At 72.9% G+C, this 21425-nt stretch carries 23 protein-coding genes; 14 read left to right on the plus strand and 9 right to left on the minus strand.

Translation table 11 applies throughout. The annotated features are described in order from the left end of the window. The first annotated feature begins 141 nt into the window (after nt 1-141). Both E1212_RS08785 and E1212_RS30735 read left to right on the plus strand, forming a co-directional pair. Nucleotides 142-714, plus strand: a complete 573-nt coding sequence (locus tag E1212_RS08785; RefSeq protein WP_203416652.1) for a ribonuclease H family protein — start codon at nt 142-144, stop codon at nt 712-714. A gap of 68 nt (nt 715-782) precedes the next feature. Further along, the gene (locus E1212_RS30735) at nt 783-914 is read left to right on the plus strand and encodes a hypothetical protein (RefSeq protein WP_275296157.1); all 132 of its coding nucleotides are present in this window, start codon (nt 783-785) and stop codon (nt 912-914) included. A 33-nt stretch (nt 915-947) separates the two neighbouring features. Here E1212_RS30735 and E1212_RS08790 read toward each other — a convergent pair whose 3' ends face one another. Further along, on the minus strand, nt 948-3425 hold the full coding sequence (locus E1212_RS08790) for a polysaccharide lyase family 8 super-sandwich domain-containing protein (RefSeq protein WP_131981394.1): 2478 nt from the start codon (nt 3423-3425) through the stop codon (nt 948-950). Nucleotides 3426-3639: 214 nt separating this feature from the next. Here E1212_RS08790 and E1212_RS08795 point away from each other — a divergent pair, with 214 nt between their 5' ends. After that, complete coding sequence (locus tag E1212_RS08795; protein ID WP_131981396.1) at nt 3640-4290, plus strand: class I SAM-dependent methyltransferase; 651 nt, start codon at nt 3640-3642, stop codon at nt 4288-4290. 90 nt (nt 4291-4380) lie between these two features. Here the strand turns inward: E1212_RS08795 and E1212_RS08800 are convergent, their stop codons facing one another. The 4 genes from E1212_RS08800 to E1212_RS08815 form a co-directional block, all read right to left on the minus strand. Beyond that, nucleotides 4381-5010 carry a hypothetical protein gene (locus E1212_RS08800; RefSeq protein WP_131981398.1) on the minus strand — a complete coding sequence of 210 codons (630 nt, stop codon included), beginning with the start codon at nt 5008-5010 and terminating at the stop codon, nt 4381-4383. A gap of 170 nt (nt 5011-5180) precedes the next feature. After that, nucleotides 5181-6998 (minus strand): pectate lyase family protein, encoded by a 1818-nt coding sequence (locus E1212_RS08805; RefSeq protein ID WP_131981400.1) that lies wholly within the window; start codon nt 6996-6998, stop codon nt 5181-5183. A gap of 101 nt (nt 6999-7099) precedes the next feature. After that, nucleotides 7100-7825, minus strand: coding sequence for a FadR/GntR family transcriptional regulator (locus E1212_RS08810; protein WP_162605396.1), 726 nt, complete (start codon nt 7823-7825; stop codon nt 7100-7102). A gap of 139 nt (nt 7826-7964) precedes the next feature. Continuing rightward, the gene (locus E1212_RS08815) at nt 7965-8231 is read right to left on the minus strand and encodes an HPr family phosphocarrier protein (protein WP_131981404.1); all 267 of its coding nucleotides are present in this window, start codon (nt 8229-8231) and stop codon (nt 7965-7967) included. 206 nt (nt 8232-8437) lie between these two features. Between E1212_RS08815 and fbaA the strand changes: the two genes are divergently transcribed. From fbaA to E1212_RS08830, 3 genes are read left to right on the plus strand one after another with little or no spacing between them, the layout of a single operon-like run. Next, nucleotides 8438-9460 (plus strand): class II fructose-bisphosphate aldolase, encoded by a 1023-nt coding sequence (fbaA, locus tag E1212_RS08820; RefSeq protein WP_131981406.1) that lies wholly within the window; start codon nt 8438-8440, stop codon nt 9458-9460. After that, nucleotides 9460-9879, plus strand: coding sequence for a DUF3151 domain-containing protein (locus E1212_RS08825; RefSeq protein WP_203416656.1), 420 nt, complete (start codon nt 9460-9462; stop codon nt 9877-9879). Before fbaA ends, E1212_RS08825 begins: the two co-directional genes overlap by 1 nt. A gap of 15 nt (nt 9880-9894) precedes the next feature. Continuing rightward, the gene (locus E1212_RS08830) at nt 9895-11181 is read left to right on the plus strand and encodes an adenylosuccinate synthase (RefSeq protein WP_131981408.1); all 1287 of its coding nucleotides are present in this window, start codon (nt 9895-9897) and stop codon (nt 11179-11181) included. A gap of 18 nt (nt 11182-11199) precedes the next feature. Here the strand turns inward: E1212_RS08830 and E1212_RS08835 are convergent, their stop codons facing one another. Both E1212_RS08835 and E1212_RS08840 read right to left on the minus strand, forming a co-directional pair. Then, a complete protein-coding gene (locus E1212_RS08835; RefSeq protein ID WP_131981410.1) occupies nt 11200-11793 on the minus strand; it encodes a GNAT family N-acetyltransferase in 594 nt (197 codons plus the stop codon). Beyond that, nucleotides 11790-12395, minus strand: coding sequence for a TetR/AcrR family transcriptional regulator (locus tag E1212_RS08840; RefSeq protein WP_131981412.1), 606 nt, complete (start codon nt 12393-12395; stop codon nt 11790-11792). The genes E1212_RS08835 and E1212_RS08840 overlap by 4 nt, the downstream gene beginning before the upstream one ends. A gap of 142 nt (nt 12396-12537) precedes the next feature. Here E1212_RS08840 and E1212_RS08845 point away from each other — a divergent pair, with 142 nt between their 5' ends. Together E1212_RS08845 and E1212_RS08850 are read left to right on the plus strand one after the other, a co-directional pair. Further along, entirely contained in the window at nt 12538-14640 is a 2103-nt protein-coding gene (locus tag E1212_RS08845; RefSeq protein ID WP_131981414.1) for an MMPL family transporter, read from the plus strand. A 14-nt stretch (nt 14641-14654) separates the two neighbouring features. Further along, nucleotides 14655-15260: a GNAT family N-acetyltransferase gene (locus E1212_RS08850; protein WP_131981416.1), complete on the plus strand. Its 606-nt coding sequence runs from the start codon at nt 14655-14657 to the stop codon at nt 15258-15260. Here E1212_RS08850 and E1212_RS08855 read toward each other — a convergent pair. Further along, entirely contained in the window at nt 15237-16007 is a 771-nt protein-coding gene (locus E1212_RS08855) for a tyrosine-protein phosphatase (RefSeq protein WP_131981418.1), read from the minus strand. The two genes, E1212_RS08850 and E1212_RS08855, sit on opposite strands and share 24 nt — an antisense overlap. Nucleotides 16008-16062: 55 nt before the next feature. On the opposite strand from E1212_RS08855, the gene purD reads away from it, so the two are divergent. The 5 genes from purD to E1212_RS08880 all read left to right on the plus strand — a co-directional run bounded on the left by purD (nt 16063) and on the right by E1212_RS08880 (nt 19782). After that, nucleotides 16063-17304, plus strand: a complete 1242-nt coding sequence (gene purD, locus E1212_RS08860; protein WP_131981420.1) for a phosphoribosylamine--glycine ligase — start codon at nt 16063-16065, stop codon at nt 17302-17304. After that, a complete protein-coding gene (gene folP, locus E1212_RS08865; RefSeq protein ID WP_131981422.1) occupies nt 17301-18179 on the plus strand; it encodes a dihydropteroate synthase in 879 nt (292 codons plus the stop codon). The genes purD and folP overlap by 4 nt, the downstream gene beginning before the upstream one ends. Before the next feature lie 195 nt (nt 18180-18374). After that, the gene (gene folB, locus E1212_RS08870; RefSeq protein WP_131981424.1) at nt 18375-18737 is read left to right on the plus strand and encodes a dihydroneopterin aldolase; all 363 of its coding nucleotides are present in this window, start codon (nt 18375-18377) and stop codon (nt 18735-18737) included. After that, nucleotides 18734-19300, plus strand: coding sequence for a 2-amino-4-hydroxy-6-hydroxymethyldihydropteridine diphosphokinase (gene folK, locus E1212_RS08875; protein WP_131981426.1), 567 nt, complete (start codon nt 18734-18736; stop codon nt 19298-19300). The genes folB and folK overlap by 4 nt, the downstream gene beginning before the upstream one ends. 8 nt (nt 19301-19308) lie before the next feature. Next, nucleotides 19309-19782: a DUF3180 domain-containing protein gene (locus tag E1212_RS08880; protein ID WP_162605397.1), complete on the plus strand. Its 474-nt coding sequence runs from the start codon at nt 19309-19311 to the stop codon at nt 19780-19782. Here E1212_RS08880 and E1212_RS08885 read toward each other — a convergent pair. After that, entirely contained in the window at nt 19770-20636 is an 867-nt protein-coding gene (locus tag E1212_RS08885) for an alpha/beta fold hydrolase (RefSeq protein ID WP_131981430.1), read from the minus strand. The two genes, E1212_RS08880 and E1212_RS08885, sit on opposite strands and share 13 nt — an antisense overlap. A gap of 184 nt (nt 20637-20820) precedes the next feature. Here E1212_RS08885 and E1212_RS08890 point away from each other — a divergent pair, with 184 nt between their 5' ends. Further along, the gene (locus E1212_RS08890) at nt 20821-21405 is read left to right on the plus strand and encodes a hypothetical protein (RefSeq protein ID WP_131981432.1); all 585 of its coding nucleotides are present in this window, start codon (nt 20821-20823) and stop codon (nt 21403-21405) included. Nucleotides 21406-21425 lie beyond the last annotated feature (20 nt).

Raw genomic sequence — 21425 nt, forward strand, 5'->3', positions numbered from 1 at the left:
AAGGTGCCGGAAGTCAGTCGTTCGGTGAAGGGAGAGGTGCCCGTGCTCGCGAGGTTCGCCGGCCGGTGTGGAACGTGCGGTGGAGACATCCGGGTCGGCGAAGAGATCGAGAGCGCGGGTGGCAGTCGCAGCCGCACTTGGGTGCATGCCGCCTGCGCAGGTGCTCCCGCGCTGATCGACCTGCCCGAAGGCGCCGAGCAGCCCGAGCTCATCGCCGCCGCGCCGGCTGCTGCCGTCGCAGGCAAGGCCCGCGGCAAGCGGCCGCGCCCGCCGGCCATGGCCGCGCCCGAGGGAGCGGTCGAGGTCTACACCGACGGAGCCTGCTCGGGCACGCCCGGCCCGGGCGGCTGGGCCTGGGCCATCGACCGCGACCGGTTCGCCTCCGGGTCCGCTCCCAGCACCACCAACCAGCGCATGGAGATCATGGCCGCGCTCGAGGCGGTCCGGTCGCTCGACGGCCCGCTGGTCGTCGTCAGCGACTCCGCCTACGTGGTCAACTGCTTCCGCGACGGCTGGTGGCGCAACTGGCTGGCCCGGGGCTGGGTCACGTCCACCAAGTCGCCGGTCGCCAACCGCGACCTCTGGGAGCCCCTGGTCGACCTGGTCGACGAACGCGGCGACGTCGTCTTCCACTGGGTCAAGGGCCACTCCGGGCATCCCATGAACGACTTCGTCGACGAGCTCGCGGTGGCCGCCAAGGTCGCCCAGTCCTGACGAGGGCGAATGAGGCGTACTCTGGCAACTACAAGGGGCTGACCAGGCTCCCCGATCAGGGAGCAGCCATGGCCGACAAGTCGCCGCGACAACACCTGTCCAAGAAGGCAGGCAAGTCGCTCAAGGAGAAGCGCGCCGACAAGGCCGCCAAGGCGGACGCGAAGTCCAAGATCGAGATCGTGCCCACGAAGAAGCGCTGAGCCTGCGCCTCGGTCTCCGGTGACGTCGCGCGGTCAGCCGCGCAGCGTCACCGAGAACGACCGGCCGTAGGCGTGGTGCGTGTCGGCGCGGAGCAACGTGTCGCCGGCCGTGTGCCGGACGGTGACGGCGCGGTCGCCGGCCACTCTCGTCAGAGTGCGGCCGGGCAGCAGGACCTCGATCACGTCGCGGCCCATCGTCGGATCCGAGACCGCGACGGTGGTGAGCCGGCCGGCGCGGGTCTGCGCCAGCACCGACGCCGGCCCGTCGACCGACAGGCCGCCCGCCTCGTGCGCGCCCGGAGTGAAGGTGTTGACGCCGGTCAGTCCCAGCCCGGTATGGCGCACCGCCTGGACGGCGACGGTGTTGGCGAGCACCTCGAGCGGGCCGCCCGCGTACGCCGTCAACGACGCCTCCGTCGCGTGCGGCACCAGCGCCCAGGCATACGACGACGGCGGCGCGCCGGCCGGGTGGTCGGCCGTCACGGCGAAGACCCGCTTGGTGACGGCGGTGTCCGGGTTCGCGCTGCGGACGACGCGGCGGCTGCGGGTGACGGTGTCCAGCCCGACCCGCACCGGCGGCGCCGACAGGAACACGTAGCCGACGGCGGCGTCCTGCGCCGGGTTCGCGTAGCGCAGCCAGGCGAGGTCGGCGATGCCCGGGCCCGTCCACGCACCGCCGGCCCGGAGCGCTCCGGTCGCCGTCACCGGGTCCGCCGCGGGCGCGATGCGGGCGTCGACGGTGGTGGTCGCGGCCCGGCCGGCGTCGCCCCCGACCCCGGCGCCGAGCACGACGATCTCGTCGTCGAAGAGGAACCACGACTTCGTGGCCGTCGCGTTGCGATAGACGATGAAGTCGTCCGGCAGGATCCCGTCCTGCTTCGCCGCCCACGCGGCGTCGCTCGACTGCACCAGTGCGGCGGTCCCGTAGGCGCCCAGCGTCGCGCCGCCGGAGTGCCCGTTGGTGCCGCGCGGGAAGTAGACGTAGGTGTTCTGCGACTCCGACGACGACGTGAAGTTCAGTGGGTGACCGGGGTTCTCGTAGTACGGCGTGCCGTAGAGCTGCGGGATCGTCCGACGCTCCTCGACCGGCGCGGTGACCCCGGCGAGGCCGTACGGCGACACCGTCGTGAAGTAGTCGACGCCGAAGGCCTGGCTCTGGTCCGTGCCCGCGAGATACAGGTAGTGGGCGCCGTCGCCCTGGAACCAGGGCATGAGGTTCTCGTTGTTCATGTACTCGTACTTGCTGATCCGGTCCGAGCTGCGAGCCAGCGCGAACGCGTAGCCGGGCCTGCGGTGCACGGTCTTGTCCATGGCGTTGAACGCGACGCAGCGGGCGGCCGGGTTGAGGTCGGCGGGCTCGACGGTGTCGTCGTCGACCAGGTCGGCGTAGGCGGCGGCGCTGACCGGCGAGACGAACGTCGCCGGGTTCAGCGCCGCCCGCGAGGTGGCGCGGATGGCCTTCACGTAGCCGCGCAGCGGGGCCGGTGACGGGGCGTACTCGGCGAGGTCGACGACGGCCTCGACCACCGTCGCGACGTCGGTGTACCCGGTCGCGGTCCGCGAGACCGCGCGGCCCTTGACGACCTCCATCATCCAGCCCTCGAAGATCAGCGGCGCGAACCCGTCGGTCACCCAGCGCTGCACGACGGGAACCAGGACGGCGCCGTCGGCGAACCCCGTCCCGTCGAGGATCTTCAGCGTCTGGACCACGCGCGTGAGGAGGGCGCGGCCGTACGAGCCGGTGTAGGCGACCGAGTGGTGCTGGATGAACGAGCCGTCCGCGTAGTAGCCGTCGGTGTTGCCGTGACGCAGCGCGTAAGGGTCGATGGTCGCGAAGACGGTGAGCTGGTCCTCGATCGCCTTGCGGATGCGCGCCTCGTCGCCGAGCAGGGCGCCCTGGATCATCCGGTTGGTCGTGATGTCGGCGAGGTTCGCGCCGGTGTGGAAGCGGGAGTCGAGGTTCACGTCGCCGTCGATGCCGTTGCGCAGGTAGGCGTCCATCGAGGCGACGTAGGTGGTGACGAGCTCGCCGGTCTCACCGAGCAGTGCGAGCGTCTTGCCGACGTGCGTGGAGATGCCGATCTCCCAGGTGAACCAGTTGCCGTAGTAGCCGGCGCTCTGATCGCCGTAGTAGTGGTCATGCAGCCAGGCGAGGCCGTCGCGGACCTGCTGGCGTGCGGCGTCGTCGCCGTGCAGGGCGCAGCCGGGGGTCGCGGTGGCGAGCGCGATCTCGTAGAGGTGCTGGTAGCTGGCGTTGAGGTTCGGGTCCCTGGTGCCGAGCGGCAGGCCGGCGAACAGTTCGCCGTCGCCGGCGTCGGCGAGGGCCGTGCGCCAGGTGCGTGCGGTGGTGTCGACGGCGGTGAGCTTGGCGGCGACGGCCGGATGGGTGTTCACCGCGGGGGTCCCGGCGAAGATCGTGACGGTGTTGGCGAGCAGCCGTTCGGTGCCGGGCGTCGGTGCTCGGCCGGCGGCGGACAGGATCGACAGCACGCGGCGGCGGCTCAGCTCCACGGGTCCTCCTCGGGAGAGGTCTAGACCTTATGGGCGGGAGTCAAACACGCGAGAGTGTCGCTGGCAAGCGCTTGCCGTGAGTTCAGCCGGGTCGGAGCTCACACTCTCACCCGGGCGGCGCGCCGCTCTGGGTGCGTCCGTCCGGACCGTGGCCGACTCACGCCGGCTCTGCTGCCGGGTGAGGCTGTCGGTGGCGGCGGCTAGCGTCGGGCGGGTGAGCGACGCCGGGTACCTCGATGCCATCAGCACGTCCTACGACACCGTTGCCGACACCTATGCCGAGCGGTTCCCCGCCGCCCGGCTCGGCCCGGTCGGGCACGCCATGCTGCGGGCGTTCGCCGAGGTCGTGCTGGCCGAGAGCAAGGGCCCGGTCGTCGATCTCGGGTGCGGTCCGGGCGCGGTGACGGCGGTGCTGGCCGGTCACGGTCTCCAGGTGTCCGGCGTCGACCTGTCGCCGCGCATGATCGAGCTCGCCACGGCGGCGTATCCGGAGCTGGAGTTCGGCGTCGGCTCCATCACGGCGCTCGACCTGCCCGACGGCGAGCTGGGCGGCGCCCTGGCGCACTTCTCCACCCACCACCTGCCGCCCGAACAGCTGCCCACGGTGTTCCGTGAGTTCCACCGCGTTCTCGCGCCCGGCGGTCACCTGCTGCTCGGCACCCACCTCGGCGCCGACGAGCACCTGCGGCCCACCGAGGCCTACGGCGGCCACCCCGTCTCGTACGAGTGGTTCCTGCTGCCGGCCGAGCTCATCGAGTCGTTGCTCACCGGCGCAGGGCTGACCATCACCGCGCGCCTCGACCAGCCCAACCCCAGCGCGCCCGGCCGGTCGTTCGCCTACTTCCTGGCGCGCAAGGAGGGCTGAGAAGGCCCATGTCGGCGCGACGAGTCGAACTCAGGAGGGTCCGCCGTACTGACCGCCTGCGCCTGCGGCCGGTCAGGTCAGGTCGCGCCGTCAGTCGACGATGAACCAGTCGCCGTCCTGGTAGGCGAGGACGGCGTCGCCGAGTTCGTCGGCGGTGAAGGTGGCGTCGGCGACGATGGCCTCCACCGGGACGATGACCTGGCCGGGGGTGCTGTCGTCGACCAGTTCGGGGTCGACGGTGGCGGTCTGCAGGGCCGCCGACTGCTCGGCCGACGGCATGCCGGCCATCATCGCCATGGTGGCCTCGCACGGCCCGAAGCCGTCCGCCTCCGCCTGGGCGGCAGCGGGTCCCGCGATCGCGCACATGGTCGGGACGTCGCCGGCACCCAGGGCGTGGAGGAAGGTCTCGAACCGGGCGATCGCCGCCGCGGTGGTCTCGGGTGAGCCGCCCGCGGGGTCCGGCGGCGGGGCGGGGGTCTCCGACGGCGTCGACGGCGGTTCCGTGGGCTCCGCGGTCAGCTCCTCGGTCGGCTCCTCGGTGGGCGCGTCCGCCGGCGAGCCTGTCGCCGACTCCGTCCCGGCAGCGGACGGATCGTCGTCGGAGCCGCAGCCGATCACGACCAGGGCGAGTGTCACCGACGCAGCGAGGGCGGCGGCGCGGCGGGCGAGCGACAGCGACGCAGCGAGGGCGGCGGCGCGGCGGGCGAGCGACAGCGACATGAGCGACGTCCCGAAGGGCAGAGGGCGATGGACCGCGCCGCACGCTAGCACGCGCCGGCAACGACTCAGGGGACGATCGCCGAACAGCGAAGGGAGGCCCATGACATGGAACGACGGCGGGTGCTGGAGTAGGTCGCGACGACCCGGGTCCGCCCCGCCGGGGCGAGCGCTCAGCCCTGTCCGCCCACCACCACGCCGTCGGTGTCGGACGTGAACCGCGATCCCTTGATGCGCAGCAGGCCGGCGCCGTCGGCGTGCAGGGCACCGCCGCCGAGCGGGACCAGGTTCGCCCCACCTGCCGCGAGCCCGGTGTTCCCGAACGCCGCGCTGGCGTAGAGGCTGGCGCCGTCGAAGGTCACGGTGGCGCCGGCCTCGAACGTGTTCATGGTCGCCACGACGGAGGCCTCGGCCGTGACCACCACCCGGCCCGCCCCCGTCCCCGCCACGTGGTTCCCGGTGAACACGTTGCCGGGTCCCTCGAACCGCCCGGCGAACGGCCCGGCTGGGGTGCGGAAGTGGTTCCCCGCGACCTGCGCCTGCTCGCCCTTGATCCGGAACGCCGCGCCGGCCGCGGACACGAGCGTGGAGTCGGTGAGCTTGAGCCGGACGCCCGCGGGCGGCGCGTTGAGCACGTACTGCGACGCGCACTCGGCCACGTGCAGGCCGGTGATCGTGGCGTCGGCGCCGGCGACCAGCACGGCCTCCAACGCGGCCGCGTTGCCGTGCCGGAACGACACGTCGTCGAGACGGATGCGGGTGCCGCCGATCCGGACGGCGCGGCCGTCGGTGCCGGCCCCGGTCGTGGACCCGAAGCGCAGGTCCGCGAACGTGCACGAGTCGGCCTGCTCGCCGATCTCGAGGAACCGGCGCGCCGTGTTGCCGCCGCGCACGCCGCGGACGTGGCTGTCCCAGACCTTGCGGGTGAAGATGACGAACGACCCGGCGCCGGCGGTGTCGCCGAGCGCGAGGCCGTCGAACCGGACCCGGTGCGCGTTGGAGACGACGACGTAGTTGTAGCCGGTCGAGTGGCAGGTGATGTCACTGAAGGCGATGTCGTGGACGTCGGCGCCGCCGAGGTCGGCCGTGCTGGTGGTGCCGCCCGGGTAGTACGAGAGGTCGACTCCGGCGGTCTGGCCCTCGATGCTGATGACGGCGAACGTCGACCGGGGCTCGGTGGCCGCCTCGTACACCGTCACGTCGCGGCAGCGGATGTTCGAGCAGTGGTACTGGAACGTCAGCGCCTTGCGCCCGATGCGGGAGAAGTAGAGGTTGTCGACCTGCACGTCGCGGCAGAACGAGCCGCCGAGGCCGTTGTCGTTCGACGCGTTGCTGGTGTCGAGGTGCAGCCCGCTCACCCGGACGCCCTGCACGTAGCGCTGCGGTGGCCCGTCCGGCGTCGACGGCGCCGAACCGTGGATGCCCAGCAGCTCGCCCGCCCCGCGGGGTCCCGACACCAGCGTGATCCTCGAGCGCAGTCCGTCACCGAACCAGTGGGTGCCGTCGACCAGCAGGCTGATGGAGTCCGTCGTCAGGTAGGCGCCGTCGACCCCCGGCACGTACACCGTCCCGCCCAGGCGCGCCGCCGCCTGCAGCGCGAGCGTGTCGTCGGTCCCGGTTCCCGCGGCGACGTCGTAGTCGCCGACCGCGCCCAGCGCTCGCACCGACACCACGTCCTCGGCCAGCTCCCACCAGGCGCCGTCGCGGGTGCGCAGGTGCCAGCGGTCCGGCTCGGCCGGCGCCGCGTCGAGCCGCCGGTAGAGCGCGCCGCCGCCGTCGCCCGCCTCGGCGTACCCGCAGGTCCGCAGGGCCCGCACCCGGCCGTTGACGATCCGCTGCTCCGCGGCCGCCCGCGACGGCACCGTCTCGGCCTCCGCACCCGAAGGATCGGCGGCGACGGCGACAGGCGCACCAGCCGCCGCCACCGCCCCCGCTGCTCCCACTCCGGCTGCTCCCAGCAACGAACGTCGGGTCAGCGGCGACACGGTCATGGCGACTCCTCGAAGGCGGCGATGCGAACGGGAAGAGAGCAGGACGAAGCAGAGCGCGGGCCAGAGAACGGCCCGCCCCCGAACGGTGCGAGTGACGAGACCTACAGCGGCCCGGTGCGATCCAGCCGGGTGAGAATGGGGGCGTAGTGGTCGGACAGGGCGTCCTGGACGGCGGCGGCGTCGCCCCCGAGCGCCGCCCGGTAGATGGCGTCGTGCTGGCGGTAGGTGTCGGACGGCCGGTCGTCGGCGATCTCGGCGCGCTGCTCGACGGCGCGGCTCATGGTCAGCCAGAACGCGTCGAGGAGCTTGAGGGCGACGGCGTTGCCGGCGTCGGCGAACATGGTGCGGTGGAAGCGGCGGTCCTCGTCGAGGACGTCCTCGCCGCGGTCGGCCTTCTCCTTCATCTCACTGAGGATCTGCTCGAGCTCGGACCGGGTGCGGTCGGTCATGTTGCGCACCGCGCGCTCGATGAGGTCGTTCTCGACCGCGCGGCGCACCTCCAGCAGGTCGGCCAGCTCGCTGGAGTCGAACAGCAGGTTGAACGGGAGGTTGTCGATCAGCAGAGACAGCGAGAAGTCCTTGACGAACACACCGCTGCCGCGCCGGGTCTCGAGGATGCCGAGGGACACCAGGCCCTTGACCGCCTCGCGGACGGAGTTGCGGCTGACGCCGAGCTGCTGGGCCAGCGCGCCTTCGGCGGGCAGGCCGTCGCCGGCGCGCAGGCCGTTGGTGAGGATGTAGTCGCGCAGTGCCGTCTGCACCGACTCGTGCAGACTCGGCGGCCGCGGCAGCGCCGTCAGTCGCGTGAGTTGGTCCCCCTGGGCCACGTGCACTCCTCCCGGCATGGCAACGATTTGTAGGATAACCGAGCAATGTCCGGTGCCACAAGCGCTGAACGCCCGACACACAGCGACGCTGCAGGCGGACGGTGCCACCTGCAGCGTCCTGCGCGCGAACGGCGCGCTGCTATTCGTCCAGGTCGCGCTCCAGCAGTGCGACGAGGGAGTCGAGGGCCTGGTCGGCCTTGTCGCCCTCGGCGGACAGGATGACCTGGTCGCCCTGTTCGACGCCGAGGGTCATGATCGACAGGATGCTGGAGGCGTCGACCGGCTCGCCGTCGGGCTTGCGGATCGAGACCTTCGTGGGCTGTTCCCCGGCGGCCTTGACGAAGACAGCGGCGGGCCGGGCGTGCAGCCCGGCCTTGCTTGCGACGACTGCGGTGCGCTCGGGCACGGCGTCTCCTCTGCTGAGGTCGTGTGTGGTGCGGACCAAGCCTATCCGCCGCCGCCCGGGACGACCCTGATCAGGCGGCCGGGGCGGACGGTTTCGCATTACCGGGCCGCGACGGTGAATACTGGGCCTGACATGCGTGCCCCCCGTCGACGTGGGGCGTGAGCCCGGACGGCCGGGGACTGCCGTCCGACCCGAACGGAGCGTCTATGCCCATCGCCACTCCCGAGGTCTATGCCGAGATGATCGACCGGGCCAAGGCCGGCTCGTTCGCCTATCCCGCCATCAACGTGACGTCGTCGCAGACGATCAACGCGGCGATCCGCGGGTTCGCCGAAGCCGAGAGCGACGGCATCATCCAGATCTCCACCGGGGGTGCCGAGTACATCTCCGGCCCGACCATCAAGGACCGCGTCCGGGGTGCCGCGGCGTTCTCCGCCTTCGCCTACGAGGTCGCGCAGAGCTACGACGTGCAGATCGCGCTGCACACCGACCACGCGCCGCTCGACGCCGTCGAGCAGTGGGTGAAGCCGCTGCTCGCGCTGTCGACCGAGCGGGTGAAGAACGGCCAGGCCCCGCTGTTCAACTCGCACATGTGGGACGGCTCGGCCGTGCCGCTCGACCAGAACCTCAAGGTGGCCGAGGAGCTGCTGGCGCTGTCGGCCGACGCGCACACCATCCTCGAGATCGAGGTCGGTGTCGTCGGCGGCGAGGAGGACGGCGTCGCCCACGAGATCAACGAGAAGCTCTACACCACGGTCGAGGACGGCCTGGCCACCGCCGAGGCGCTCGGCCTGGGCGAACGCGGCCGGTACATCGTGGCGCTGACCTTCGGCAACGTGCACGGCGTCTACAAGCCGGGCAACGTCAAGCTGCGTCCCGAGATCCTGCGCGACATCCAGCAGGCCGTCGGCGAGCGCTACGGCAAGGAGAAGCCGTTCGACCTGGTCTTCCATGGCGGCTCCGGCTCGACGGCGGAAGAGATCGGCGCGGCCGTCGACTACGGCGTCGTGAAGATGAACATCGACACCGACACGCAGTACGCGTTCACCCGCCCCGTCGTGGCGCACATGTTCACCAACTACGACGGCGTGCTGAAGGTCGACGGCGAGGTCGGCAACAAGAAGGCCTACGACCCCCGCGCCTGGGGCAAGCTGGCCGAGGCGGGACTCGCGCAGCGCGTCGTCGAGGCCACCCAGCAGCTGCGGTCGGCCGGTCAGAAGATTCGCTGATGCCGGGCGAGAACCTGCTGCCGGGCCCGCCCGAGACGTTCCTGCCCGACGACCCCACGGCCCGCGAGGCGCTGGCGTCGGGCATCGACCCCGCCACCGTGGCGGCGGCCCACCCGGCGTTCTCGCCGGCGTGGGCCGACCTGGCCGACCGCGCGTTCGCGGCGGGCGACCCGGTCACGTCGTACGCGTTCGCCCGCACCGGCTACCACCGCGGGCTGGACCAGCTGCGCCGAGCCGGGTGGCGGGGCAGCGGCCCCATCCCGTGGGCGCACGAGCCGAACCGCGGCTTCCTGCGCTCGCTGAACGCGCTCGGCCGCGCCGCCGAGGCCATCGGCGAGACCGACGAGGCCACCCGGTGCGCCCAGTTCCTCCGCGACTCCAGCGAGGAAGCCGCCGCCGCGCTCAGCGCCTCGGAGTAGGGGGAGACCCACCGCATGCCCGCCATCGTGCTCGTCGGCGCCCAATGGGGCGACGAAGGGAAAGGCAAGGCCACCGACCTCATCGGCGGCCAGGTCGACTACGTCGTCAAGTTCAACGGCGGCAACAACGCCGGCCACACCGTGGTCATCGACGGCGAGACCTACGCGCTGCACCTGCTGCCGTCGGGCATCCTGACGCCGAGCGTCACGCCGGTCATCGGCAACGGCGTCGTCATCGACCTCGGTGTGCTGTTCGAGGAGCTCGACGGCCTCGAGGCCCGCGGCGTCGACACGTCGAAGCTGGTCGTGAGCGCCAACGCGCACCTGATCCCGTCGTACAACCGCACGCTGGACAAGGTGACCGAGCGCTTCCTCGGCAAGCGGCGGATCGGCACCACCGGCCGCGGCATCGGCCCCACCTACGCGGACAAGATGTCGCGCGTCGGGCTGCGGGTGCAGGACCTCTTCGACGAGAAGATCCTGCGGCAGAAGGTCGAAGGCGCGCTCGAGCAGAAGAACCAGCTGCTGGTCAAGGTCTACAACCGGCGCGCGGCCGACGTCGACGAGGTGGCCGACGAGCTGCTGGCCTACGCCGACCGGCTGCGGCCCATGGTCACCGACACCGCGCTGCTGCTCGACCAGGCGCTCACCGACGGCAAGGTCGTCATCATGGAGGCCGGCCAGGCCACGCTGCTCGACGTCGACCACGGCACCTACCCGTTCGTCACCTCGTCGAACGCGACGGCGGGCGGCGCCAGTACGGGCTCGGGCATCCCGCCGACGCGCATCGACGGCGTCATCGCGGTGCTCAAGGCCTACACCACCCGCGTCGGCGAGGGCCCGTTCCCCACGGAGCTCTTCGGCGACGACGGCGACCGCTTGCGCAAGGCGGGCGGCGAGTTCGGCACGACGACGGGCCGGCCGCGGCGCTGTGGCTGGCTCGACACCGTCATCGGCCGCTACTCCACCCGCATCAACGGCACGACCGACCTCGTCGTCACCAAGCTCGACGTGCTGACGGGCTACGACCCGGTGCCGGTCTGCGTCGCCTATGACATCGACGGCGTGCGGCACGACGAGATGCCCATGACGCAGACGGAGTTCCACCACGCCGTCCCGATCTTCGAGTACTTCGAGGGCTGGGACGACGACATCACCGGCGCCCGCACCCTCGACGACCTCCCGCCGGCCGCCCGCCGCTACCTCGAGGCCGTCGAGGACATGTGCAAGGCCCCGGTCTCGGCGGTCGGCGTCGGCCCCGGGCGCGAGCAGATCGTCGCCATCAGGGACCTGGTGCGCTGAGCCGCCGCTCAGCAGCGGTCAGGACGTCGGGCGGCCCATGGTGCGGCCGCCCGGCGTCTCGCGCAGCGTCGTGAACCCCAGGTGCTCGTAGAACGCGATGGCCCGGGCGTTCGCCGCGCCCACGCCCAGGTGCACGCCGGGCGCCCCGGCCTCGCGCAGCGCGTCGAGCAGCCGCTGCATCAGCGCCCGCCCCATGCCGCGGCCCTGCGTGCGGGGGAGCAGGTCGATGTGCAGGTGGGCGGGGTAGTCGGCGACGATCGCCGGGTCGGCCGCGTGCGGCCGGTGCAGGACCTCGACGTAGTGGGCGTCGCGAGTCCCGTCCGGGAACGTGCCGATCGGGTACCGCGCGCGCAGCGGCGGCCACCACTCACGCTCGCACTCGCGCTCGAACGCCGGGGTGTCGCGGGCGCCCAGCACGTAACCGGCCGGCTCGCCGTCGTCGACCACGAACGCCAGCGACGGCTCGAACCGCAGGTACGGGCCGACGAAGATCTCACCGAGCAGCCGCGGGTCGGCGAACTGGCCGGTCGCGTCGGCACCGCTGTCGCCGGTGCGCAGGCAGACGTCGTAGAGCGCGTCCTCGTCGCCGGGCGCGTACGGTCGGATGATCACGAAGCGATTCCCTCTCCGGTCAGGCCGCGCAGCGTCACGTCGATGACGCGGTCGACGGCGGCTCCGTACGTCTCGGAGGCGACCGTGGCCAGCGGGCCGTCGAGCGCCAGCCGGGCGATGCCGTGCACGGCCGCCCAGGCGGCGATCTCGGCCATGGGCCGGCGCTGCGCCGGAAGCCGGCCGGCCGCGACGAGCTCGTCCATGACCCGCGCGACCAGCGCGAGCGGAGCCGGCAGGTCGTCGAACGGCAGCGCGCCCTTCTCGCAGAACGCGACCCGGAACAGCCCCGGCTCGCGCAGCGCGAAGTCGACGTAGGCCCGGCCGAGCGCCTCGAGCCGGTCGCCGGGGTCCTGAACGGCGGCGACCCGCTCGCGCATCGCCTCGTCCAACGCCTGGAACGCGCGGTCCTTCACGCCCGCCAGGAGGTACTCGGCGTTCTCGAAGTGCCGGTAGGCCGCGGTGGGGCTGACGCCCACGATGCGCGAGGCCGCGCGGACACCGACGGCGTCGGGCCCGCCCTCCTCGGCCAGCCGGGCGCCGGCCGCCAGCAGGGCGTTGCGGAGGTCGCCGTGGTGATACCTCGGTCGCGTCGGCTCGGCCACAGGTTTCCCTTGCCTCGTGGGACTCGCCGCCGCGTGGGACCTCGCGGTCGGCGCCAGACCTTGTGATGTTGACACCCACCCACATCGATGGCAAGTTAACACCTGTCAAGTTTACGGCTGCCCACATCTGTGAGGAACGCACATGCTGGACCAACTCGCGGCCTTCGTCGTGCGCCATGCCCGGGCGGTCCTGGCCGTCGCCGTCGTCGTGCTCGCCGGCGCGGGGGTCGTCGGCGCCGGCGCGTTCGGCCAGCTGCGGTCCGAGGGCTTCACCGACCCCGAGGCCGAGTCCGTCGCGGCGGCCGAGCTGATCGACGCGGCCGGCGGGCAGGCCGACCTGGTGCTGCTGGCCACCGCCGGATCCGGCACCGTCGACGACGCCGCGGCCGCCGGCACCGCGCTGACTGAGCGGATCGCCGCCGACCCGGCGGTGACCGGTGCGCGGTCGTACTGGACCACGGGCGCGCCGACGCTGCGCTCCGAGGACGGCACCCAGGCGCTGGTCCTGGTGACACTGGCCGATCCGGACTCCGACGCCGCGGCCGCCGTCGTCGACTCCTTCCGCACCGGCGACGCCGGCGACCAGGAGGGCCTGACCGTGGTCGCCGGTGGGCCGGCGGTGGTCCAGGACGACGTCGTCGAGCAGGTGGCCGCCGACCTGCTGGTGGCCGAGGCGATCGCCGTCCCGCTGATCCTCGTGCTGCTGGTGTTCGCGTTCGGGAGTCTCGTCGCGGCGCTGCTACCGCTGGCCATCGGCGCGATCGCGATCGTCGGGACGTTCGCCGAGCTGGCGATCCTGGCCGCGAACACCGACGTCTCCGTCTTCTCGATCAACCTGACGACGGCGCTCGGCCTGGGTCTGGCCATCGACTACGCACTCCTGGTGGTCGGCCGGTTCCGCGAGGAGCTCGCGCACGACGGCGACGTGCCGGCCGCCGTCGTGCGGACGGTGCGCACGGCCGGACGGGCGGTCGTGTTCAGCGGCCTGGCGGTCGCGGCGGCGCTGGCCGCTCTGCTGGTCTTCCCGCTGTACTTCCTGCGCTCGTTCGCCTACGCCGGCATCGGGGTCGTCGCGATCTCCGTCGTCGCCGTGCTGACGGTGCTGCCGGCCCTGCTCACCGTGCTCGGCCACCGGGTCGACGCGGGCCGGGTGCCGTGGACCCGTGGCGCCCGCAGCGCCGAGGCGCCGTTCTGGGGCCGGCTCGCCCGCGGGGTCATGCGCCGGCCCGCGCTCGCGGTGCTGCCGGTGGCCGGCGTGCTGCTGGCGCTGGCCGCACCGGTGCTCGACATCACCTTCGGCATGCCCGACGACCGCGTGCTGCCGACGTCGGCAGAGAGCCGCCAGGTCGGCGACGCGCTGCGCGACGACTTCCCGGCCGGCGAGGCCAACGCGCTCGACGTGGTCACGACCGGGCCGGTCGACGAGGCCGCGCTCGCGGCCTACACCGACCGTCTGGCCGGGCTCCCCGGGGTGGAGGTCGTGGAGGTCCAGTCGTCGGCCCCCGGGCACGAGCTGATCTCCGTCGTCACCGCCGCCGACCCGACCTCCGGCGCGGCCCGCGACCTGGTCCGCGACGTTCGCGCGGTGCCACCGCCCGACGGGACGGACGCGCTGGTCGGCGGCTCGAGCGCACAGCTGGTGGACACCCTGGACGCCGTCGGCGCCGGGCTGCCGGTGGCCGCCGCGATGATCGCCCTGACGACGTTCGTGATCCTGTTCCTCTTCACCGGCAGCGTCGTGCAGCCGGTCCGGGCACTGCTGTCGAACGTGCTGGTGCTCGCCGCGACGTTCGGCGTGCTGGTCATGGTCTTCCAGGACGGCGCCCTGTCGTCCGTGCTCGGCTTCACACTGGCGCCGCTGAACACCGCGATGCTCCTGCTGGTGTTCTGCATCGTCTTCGGGCTCTCGATGGACTACGAGGTGTTCGTCATGAGCCGGATCCGCGAGCAGCTCGACGCGGGCGCGAGCATCCACGACGCCACCGTCGCCGGCCTCGCCCGCACCGGGCGCATCGTGACGACGGCGGCGGCGCTGCTCGCGGTCTCGTTCTTCGCGTTCATCACCGGGCAGGTGAGCTTCCTGCAGCTGTTCGGGCTCGGCTGCGGGCTGGCGATCCTGCTCGACGCGACGGTGGTCCGCGGGGTCCTGGTGCCGGCGTCGATGCGGCTGCTCGGCCGGCACGCCTGGTACGCGCCGCGAGCGCTGCGCCGGCTGCACGCCCGGGTCGGCCTCAGCGAGGCATAGGACAAGATGGACCGGTGATCGTCGCCGTTCCCCTGGTGAACCCCTGGATCGAGCTGGAACCGTTGACGGTGGCGCATCGGGGTGAGCTCGAGGCCGCCGTCTCGGAGCCGGACGAGCTGTTCCGCTGGGTGTTCACCTGGCGGCCGGACCCGGACGGCGGGCTGGCCGGGCCGCTGCGGCAGTCGCTGGACAAGGCCGCGCGCGGCGAGGTCGCGGCCTGGGCGATCCGTCGCCGCGCCGACGGCCGGGTCGTCGGGTCCACGTCCTACCTCGACATCGACGCGGCCAACCGGCGGGTCGAGGTGGGGTCGACGTGGATCGGCCCGGCGTGGTGGCGCACCGAGGTCAACACGGCGACGAAGCTGCTGGTCATCGGGCACGCGTTCGAGACGCTCGGGCTCGAGCGGGTGGCACTGAAGACCGACCACCGCAACGAGCGGTCGCAGCGGGCCATCGAGCGGCTGGGCGCGCGGCGCGAGGGCGTGCTGCGCCACCACATGCGCCGCCCCGACGGCAGCTGGCGCGACACCGTCTACTACTCGATCCTGAGCGCGGAGTGGCCGGCTGTCAGGGAGCGGCTGCTCGCGGCCCTCGGGTCAGCCGACCAGGTGGGCCCGTAGCGCGGCGGTGTCGTCGGCGGTCCAGCCGTGCAGCCCGAGCCAGCGGTCGGCGCTGCCGAACTCGGTCTCGATGAAGTCGAGGAAGGCGTGCATCGACTCCGCACGCGGCAGGTTCTCGTGGTGGGGCCGGCCCTCGAGGTCGGCGGCATAGGTGGCCGTCGCCTTGAGCCGGCTCATGATGGCGTCGATGCGCTCGCCGGTCTGCACGTAGTCGTCGACGATGGCCTGCCGGTCGACGCCGGCGACGGACAGCGCCAGGGCGCACACCACACCGGTGCGGTCCTTGCCGGCCGCGCAGTGCACCAGCGTGGCGCCGTCGGACGCCGTCATCGTGCGCAGCGCCGCCACGACGTTTCCGGGCCGGTTGCGCAGGTAGTTGGTGTAGTAGACGCCGGTGTCGACCCAGATGGCGTCGTTGCCGCCGGACCACGGCAGCACGCTGTCGGCCTCGACGTCGGTGGTGGTGCCGACCTCGGGATAGAGCGACAGGTGGTGGACGGTGACCTCGGGCACCCGGGTCAGCGGGCCCGGCCCCTCGGACGTGACCTCGAAGGTCGTGCGCAGGTCGACGACGTCGCGCAGGCCGTGCTCACCGGTGAGCACGCGGACGTCGTCGTCGATGAGGTCCTGCAGGTTGTCGGAGCGCAGGACCCGGCCGAACCGGGTGGCGCCGCCGTCAGTCGTGGGCAGCCCGCCGAGGTCGCGGACGTTGACCGCGCCGACGAGGTCGATCCATCGTTCGCTCATCACCGTCCACCGTAATGGATGGTGTCGCCGGGCCCGCCCGATAGGGTCGGCGTCCGTGAAGGTACTCGTCATCGGTTCCGGCGCGCGAGAGCACGCCCTGGTCCGCTGCCTGCTGCGCGACCCCGAGGTCTCCGAGCTGCACGCGGCGCCGGGCAACGCGGGCATCGCCGCCGACGTCGCCGTCCACTCGGTCGTGGCGGACCAGCCCGAGGCGGTCGCCGACCTGGCCGCGCGGCTGGGGGTCGACCTCGTCGTCGTCGGGCCCGAGGGTCCGCTGGTCGCGGGCGTCACCGACGCCGTCAAGGCGCGCGGCATCGCCTGCTTCGGGCCGTCGGCGCGCGCGGCGAAGCTCGAGGGGTCGAAGGCCTTCGCGAAGGAGATCATGGCCGCGGCCGGCGTGCCGACGGCCATGGCGGTGGTCTGCGAGACCCGCGCCGAGATCGAGGCCGCACTGGACCGCTTCGGCGCGCCGTACGTCGTGAAGGACGACGGCCTGGCCGCCGGCAAGGGCGTCGTCGTCACCGACGACCGCGAGGCCGCCATCGCACACGCCGAGGCCTGCGGCCGCGTGGTCATCGAGGAGTACCTCGACGGCCCCGAGGTCTCGCTGTTCTGCGTCACCGACGGCCGGGTGGCGGTGCCGCTCACGCCGGCCCAGGACTTCAAGCGCGCCCACGACGGCGACGAGGGCCCCAACACCGGCGGCATGGGCGCCTACACGCCGCTTCCGTGGGCGCCGGACGACCTGGTCGCCGACGTCATGGAGCGCGTCGTCCAGCCGACCATCGACGAGATGCTGCGCCGCGGCACGCCGTTCGCCGGACTGCTCTACACGGGCCTGGCGCTCACGTCGCGCGGCGTGCGCGTCGTCGAGTTCAACGCCCGGTTCGGCGACCCCGAGACGCAGGCCGTGCTGATCCGGCTGCGCTCCGGCCTCGGCGGGCTGCTGCGCTCCGCCGCGACGGGGACGCTCGCCCAGCACCCGGAGCCGGTGTGGCAGGACGGCTCCGCCGTCACCGTCGTCGTCGCCGCCCACGGCTACCCGGCGGCGCCGCGCACCGGCGACCGCATCGAGGGCCTGGCCGAGGCGGCCGCCGTCAAGGGCGTCGAGGTGCTGCACGCCGGCACCCGGCTCGACGCCGACGGTGCCGTGGTGTCCAGCGGCGGCCGGGTGCTCTCGGTCACCGGCGTGGGCGAGGACCTCGACGAGGCCCGCGCCCGCGCCTACGAGGCCGTCGGGCTGATCTCGCTCGAGGGCAGCCACCACCGCACCGACATCGCGCTGCAGCGCGGATGAACGCTGCGGCGCCGACGAGCACCGGCCGGCCGGTGCGCTACGTCGCGGGGCTCCCGCAGCCGCCGCGCGCGCTCGTCATGGGCGTCGTGAACGTGACGCCCGACTCCTTCTCCGACGGCGGGTTCTGGTACGAGCCCGGCGACGCCATCGAGCACGGGCTGCAGCTGGTCTCGCAGGGTGCGGACCTGGTCGACGTCGGCGGCGAGTCCACCCGCCCGGGCGCGGAGCGGCCGACGCCCGACGAGGAACGACGGCGCGTGCTTCCGGTCATCCGCGAGCTGGCCGCGGCCGGCGCCGTCGTCTCCGTCGACACCATGCGGGCCGAGGTCGCGGCACCCGCGCTCGAGGCCGGGGCCCGGCTGGTCAACGACGTGTCCGGCGGGCTGGCCGACCCGGACATGCTGCGCGTCGTGGCCGAGGCGGGCGTCCCCATCGTGCTGATGCACTGGCGCGGGCACTCCGACCACATGCAGGAGCAGGCGGTGTACGGCGACGTCGTCGCGGACGTGCTGGCCGAGCTGCGGCCGCGGGTCGACGCCGCTTTGGCCGCCGGCATCCGGCCCGAGCACATCGCCGTCGACCCGGGGCTCGGTTTCGCCAAGACCTGGGACCACAACTGGACGCTGCTGGCCCGGCTGGCCGAGCTGCACGCGCTGGAGCTGCCGCTGCTGGTCGCGGCGTCGCGCAAGACGTTCCTGGGCGAGCTGCTGGCCGACCCGGCGACCGGCGAACGCCGTCCGCCGGCCGGCCGCGACGCCGCCACCGACGCGCTGTCGACGACGATCGCGCTGGCCGGCGCCTGGTGCGTCCGGGTGCACACCGTGCCCGCCACGCTCGACGCCGTCCGGGTCGCGGCCCGCCTGGCGCGGGGATGAGCCGGACCGTGGCCGATCGCACCTCCGACCGGGGCGCCGTGACCAGGGCTGGGCGACTAGGGTCGCCCGTGGGGGGCCGTGCACACCGGCGTCGGCCGGGGGCCGAAGGCTCCCCGCGAGTCGTCGGTCCAGGACGGTCGAACGTCGGAGTGGGCGAGCGTGGCGTGCACGGCCCGAACCGTGAGGAGAAGTCGAGTGCCTGACCGCATCGAGCTGCACGGCCTGACCGCCCGCGGACGCCATGGCTGGTTCGACCACGAACGGGAGAACGGCCAGACCTTCGTCGTCGACGTCGCACTCGACGTCGACGTGCGCGCGGCGGCTGAGACCGACGACCTGACCGACACCGTCGACTATGGCAGTCTTGCGGAGCGGGTGGTCGGCCTCGTCTCGGGGGAGCCGGTCCGACTGGTCGAGACGCTCGCCCAGCGCATCGCCGACCTCTGCCTGGAAGACCCCAGGATAGAGGCCGCGGAAGTGACCGTGCACAAGCCGGAGGCGCCGCTGACGGTGCCGTTCGGCGACGTGACCGTGACGATTCGAAGGGCCAGAACGTGACCAATGTCCCCAACCCCAACGTCGTCGACGCCGACACCCTGACCGGTGATCTGCGTCCGCTGCGGCGCACGGCGTTCGCGCTGGGCAGCAACCTGGGCGACCGCATCGAGTTCCTGCAGGCGGCCGTCGACACGCTGACCGACTCCTCGGAGATCGTGCCGGTGGCGGTGTCGCCGGTGTACGAGTCCGAGGCGGTGGACGCCCCGGCCGACTCCCCGAAGTTCCTCAACGCCGTCCTCGTCGTCGACACCACCCTGTCGCCGCGCTCGCTCATGGAACGGGCGCAGTCCACCGAGGCCGCCTACGGCCGCACCCGCGGCGTGCCGAACGCGCCGCGCACCCTCGACATCGACGTGCTGGCGGTCGGCGACGTCACCTCCGACGACGACGACCTGCGGGTGCCGCACCCGAGGCTGGCCGAACGCGCCTTCGTGCTCGTCCCGTGGGCCGACGTCGACCCCGAGTTCACCGTTCCCGGCCTCGGCCGCGTCGTCGAGCTCAGCTCCGCCGTCGACGCCACCGGCGTGCGCCGGCTGGACGAGACGCTCGAGATCCCGGCCTGACGGCCACCGTGCAGCGGACGAAGATCGGCTCGCTGATCTGGGTCGCCCTCGTGGCGGTCCCGATCGGCTGGTCGATCGGCCGGGTGGTCGACGCCATGTCCGGCGCGCTCCCGCCCGTGCCCTGGGTGCTGCCGCTGCTGCTGATCTTCCTCGCGATCGCGATGTTCGCCGGCGCCCGCGCGGTGACCGGCTGGATCACCGAGCGCCGCTTCGACCGGCGCATCGACGCCCTGCGCGTGGCCCGCTCGGTCGCCCTCGCCAAGGCGTCGGAGTACTTCGGCGCGGTCCTCGTGGGCATCTACACCGGTCTCGGGCTGCTCGCCCTCGACGCACTCGACTCCCCGATGGGCCGCAACCGCGCCGTCCTGTCCGCCGCCGTCGTGGTGGCCGCCGTGGTCCTGACGGTGGCAGCGGTGCGGCTGGAGCGGGCCGGCGAGGTCCCGCCGCCGTCCGACGAGGACAACGGCGCTCACCCGGCCTGAGTGGGCTTCCCCAGGAACTCCGTCAGCAGCGCCGTCACCTCGGCCGGCCGCTCGATGGAGGGCAGGTGCCCGGTGTCGTCCAGGTCGACCCGCTTCGCGCCGGGGATCCCCTCGCTGAGCAGGCCGGACACCTCCTGGACGTACGACAGGTCCGCGAGCCCGTTGACCACCAGCGTGGGGGCGGCGATCTCGTGCAGCCGGCCCTTCGCCGGCGGCCGCGCGCCCAGCTCGGTGGACGCCGGTCCGCCCCACTCGCGCTCGAACACGAGCCGGCACATGCGCATCGCCTGCTCCCAGACGCAGGGGTCGAGGTCGGAGGGCTCCCGGTCCGGCCCTACGGCCATGAGCCGCAGCTGCGCCTCCGCCATCGCGTCGACGTCGGCCGGGTCGATCTGCTCGGCCGTGCGGTCGCGGTAGCGCTGCAGCCGTTCGGCCGGCACCGCGGCGAGGATGCGATCGCGGGCGAGCTCCAGCATCGCCGCCGGCCACTCGTGCCCGGACAGCCCGGACGCGATGAGCGCCAGCGACCTCACCCGCTCCGGCGCCGCCAGCGCGACGTCGACGGCGTAGGCGCCGCCGTAGGAGTTGCCGGCCAGCGCGGCCCGCTCGATGCCGAGGGCGTCCATGAGCGCCAGCAGGTCGGCGTGGTGGGCGAACTCCCCGGCGGCGTCGCCTGACTCGCCGTACCCGCGCCAGTCGTACCGGACCACGCGGTACCCGGTGGCGGCCAGGGCGGTGAACTGGTGGTCCCACATGCGGCGATCGCCCAGCGCCCCGTGGACGAGAATCACGACCGGGCCGTACCCGGCATCGTCGTAGGCGAGATCGGCTCCGTTGACGTGCACCTTCGGCATGGCGAGCACCGTAACCCGCTCACGCGCGCGAGCCTTCTCCGCTCTGCCACGAGCAGAGCGGAGACCCGGATGACAGCCCGTAGACCTCGGCCCGGGAGCGCTGGTGAATGCGGGACGGAAGTTCCTGGTGTGGCCCGGCGTGTGAAGTCCGATTCGCGCCGTACAAGAAGGTACGGTGACGCCCATGGCCTCCGTCCGTCACCGCCGCCGACTCACCGCTGTCCGCCTGCTCGCCGTCGCCGCACCGGCGGCGGCCATCGCGCTGACAGCTGCCGCCCTGGTCATCGACGGGCCGTGGCCTCGCATCGCCGCCGCCGCCGGCGCCGTTGCGGCCACCGTCCTGGGTGCCTTCGTGCTGCGTCTCGAGCGCAAGCTGCGCGTCGAGGTGGCAACGGTGCGAGCCGAGCAGGCCGCCGAGTACTCCGAGGCGCACGCCCGGTACTCCGAGGAGCACCGCGAGTTCACCGACCACATGGTCGGCCTGCTCGACGTCGCGTCTGAGCGCATCGACGTCATGCGGGGCAAGCTGGACATGCTCGAGGCCGAGATCGCGGCCGCCCGCAGCGCCCGCCCCGGCGCGTCGACGCCCAGCGTCGAACTGGCCCGGCTGGCCGAGGGTGCGGAGTGGAACGACCTGTGGCCCGACCTCTCCGAGGCCCCGACGGTGGTCGACCTCATCAAGTGGGAGGACAAGAACACCGAGCTGCTCCCTGAGGTCGACCTCAAGAAGAGCTCCGCCCCGGTCGAGCGCCAGGAGCGCAGCGCCTGACGGCTGCCCGGCCGGCCGCA

It is taken from the genome of Jiangella ureilytica, from assembly GCF_004348545.1.
GTDB classification, from domain to species: domain Bacteria; phylum Actinomycetota; class Actinomycetes; order Jiangellales; family Jiangellaceae; genus Jiangella; species Jiangella ureilytica.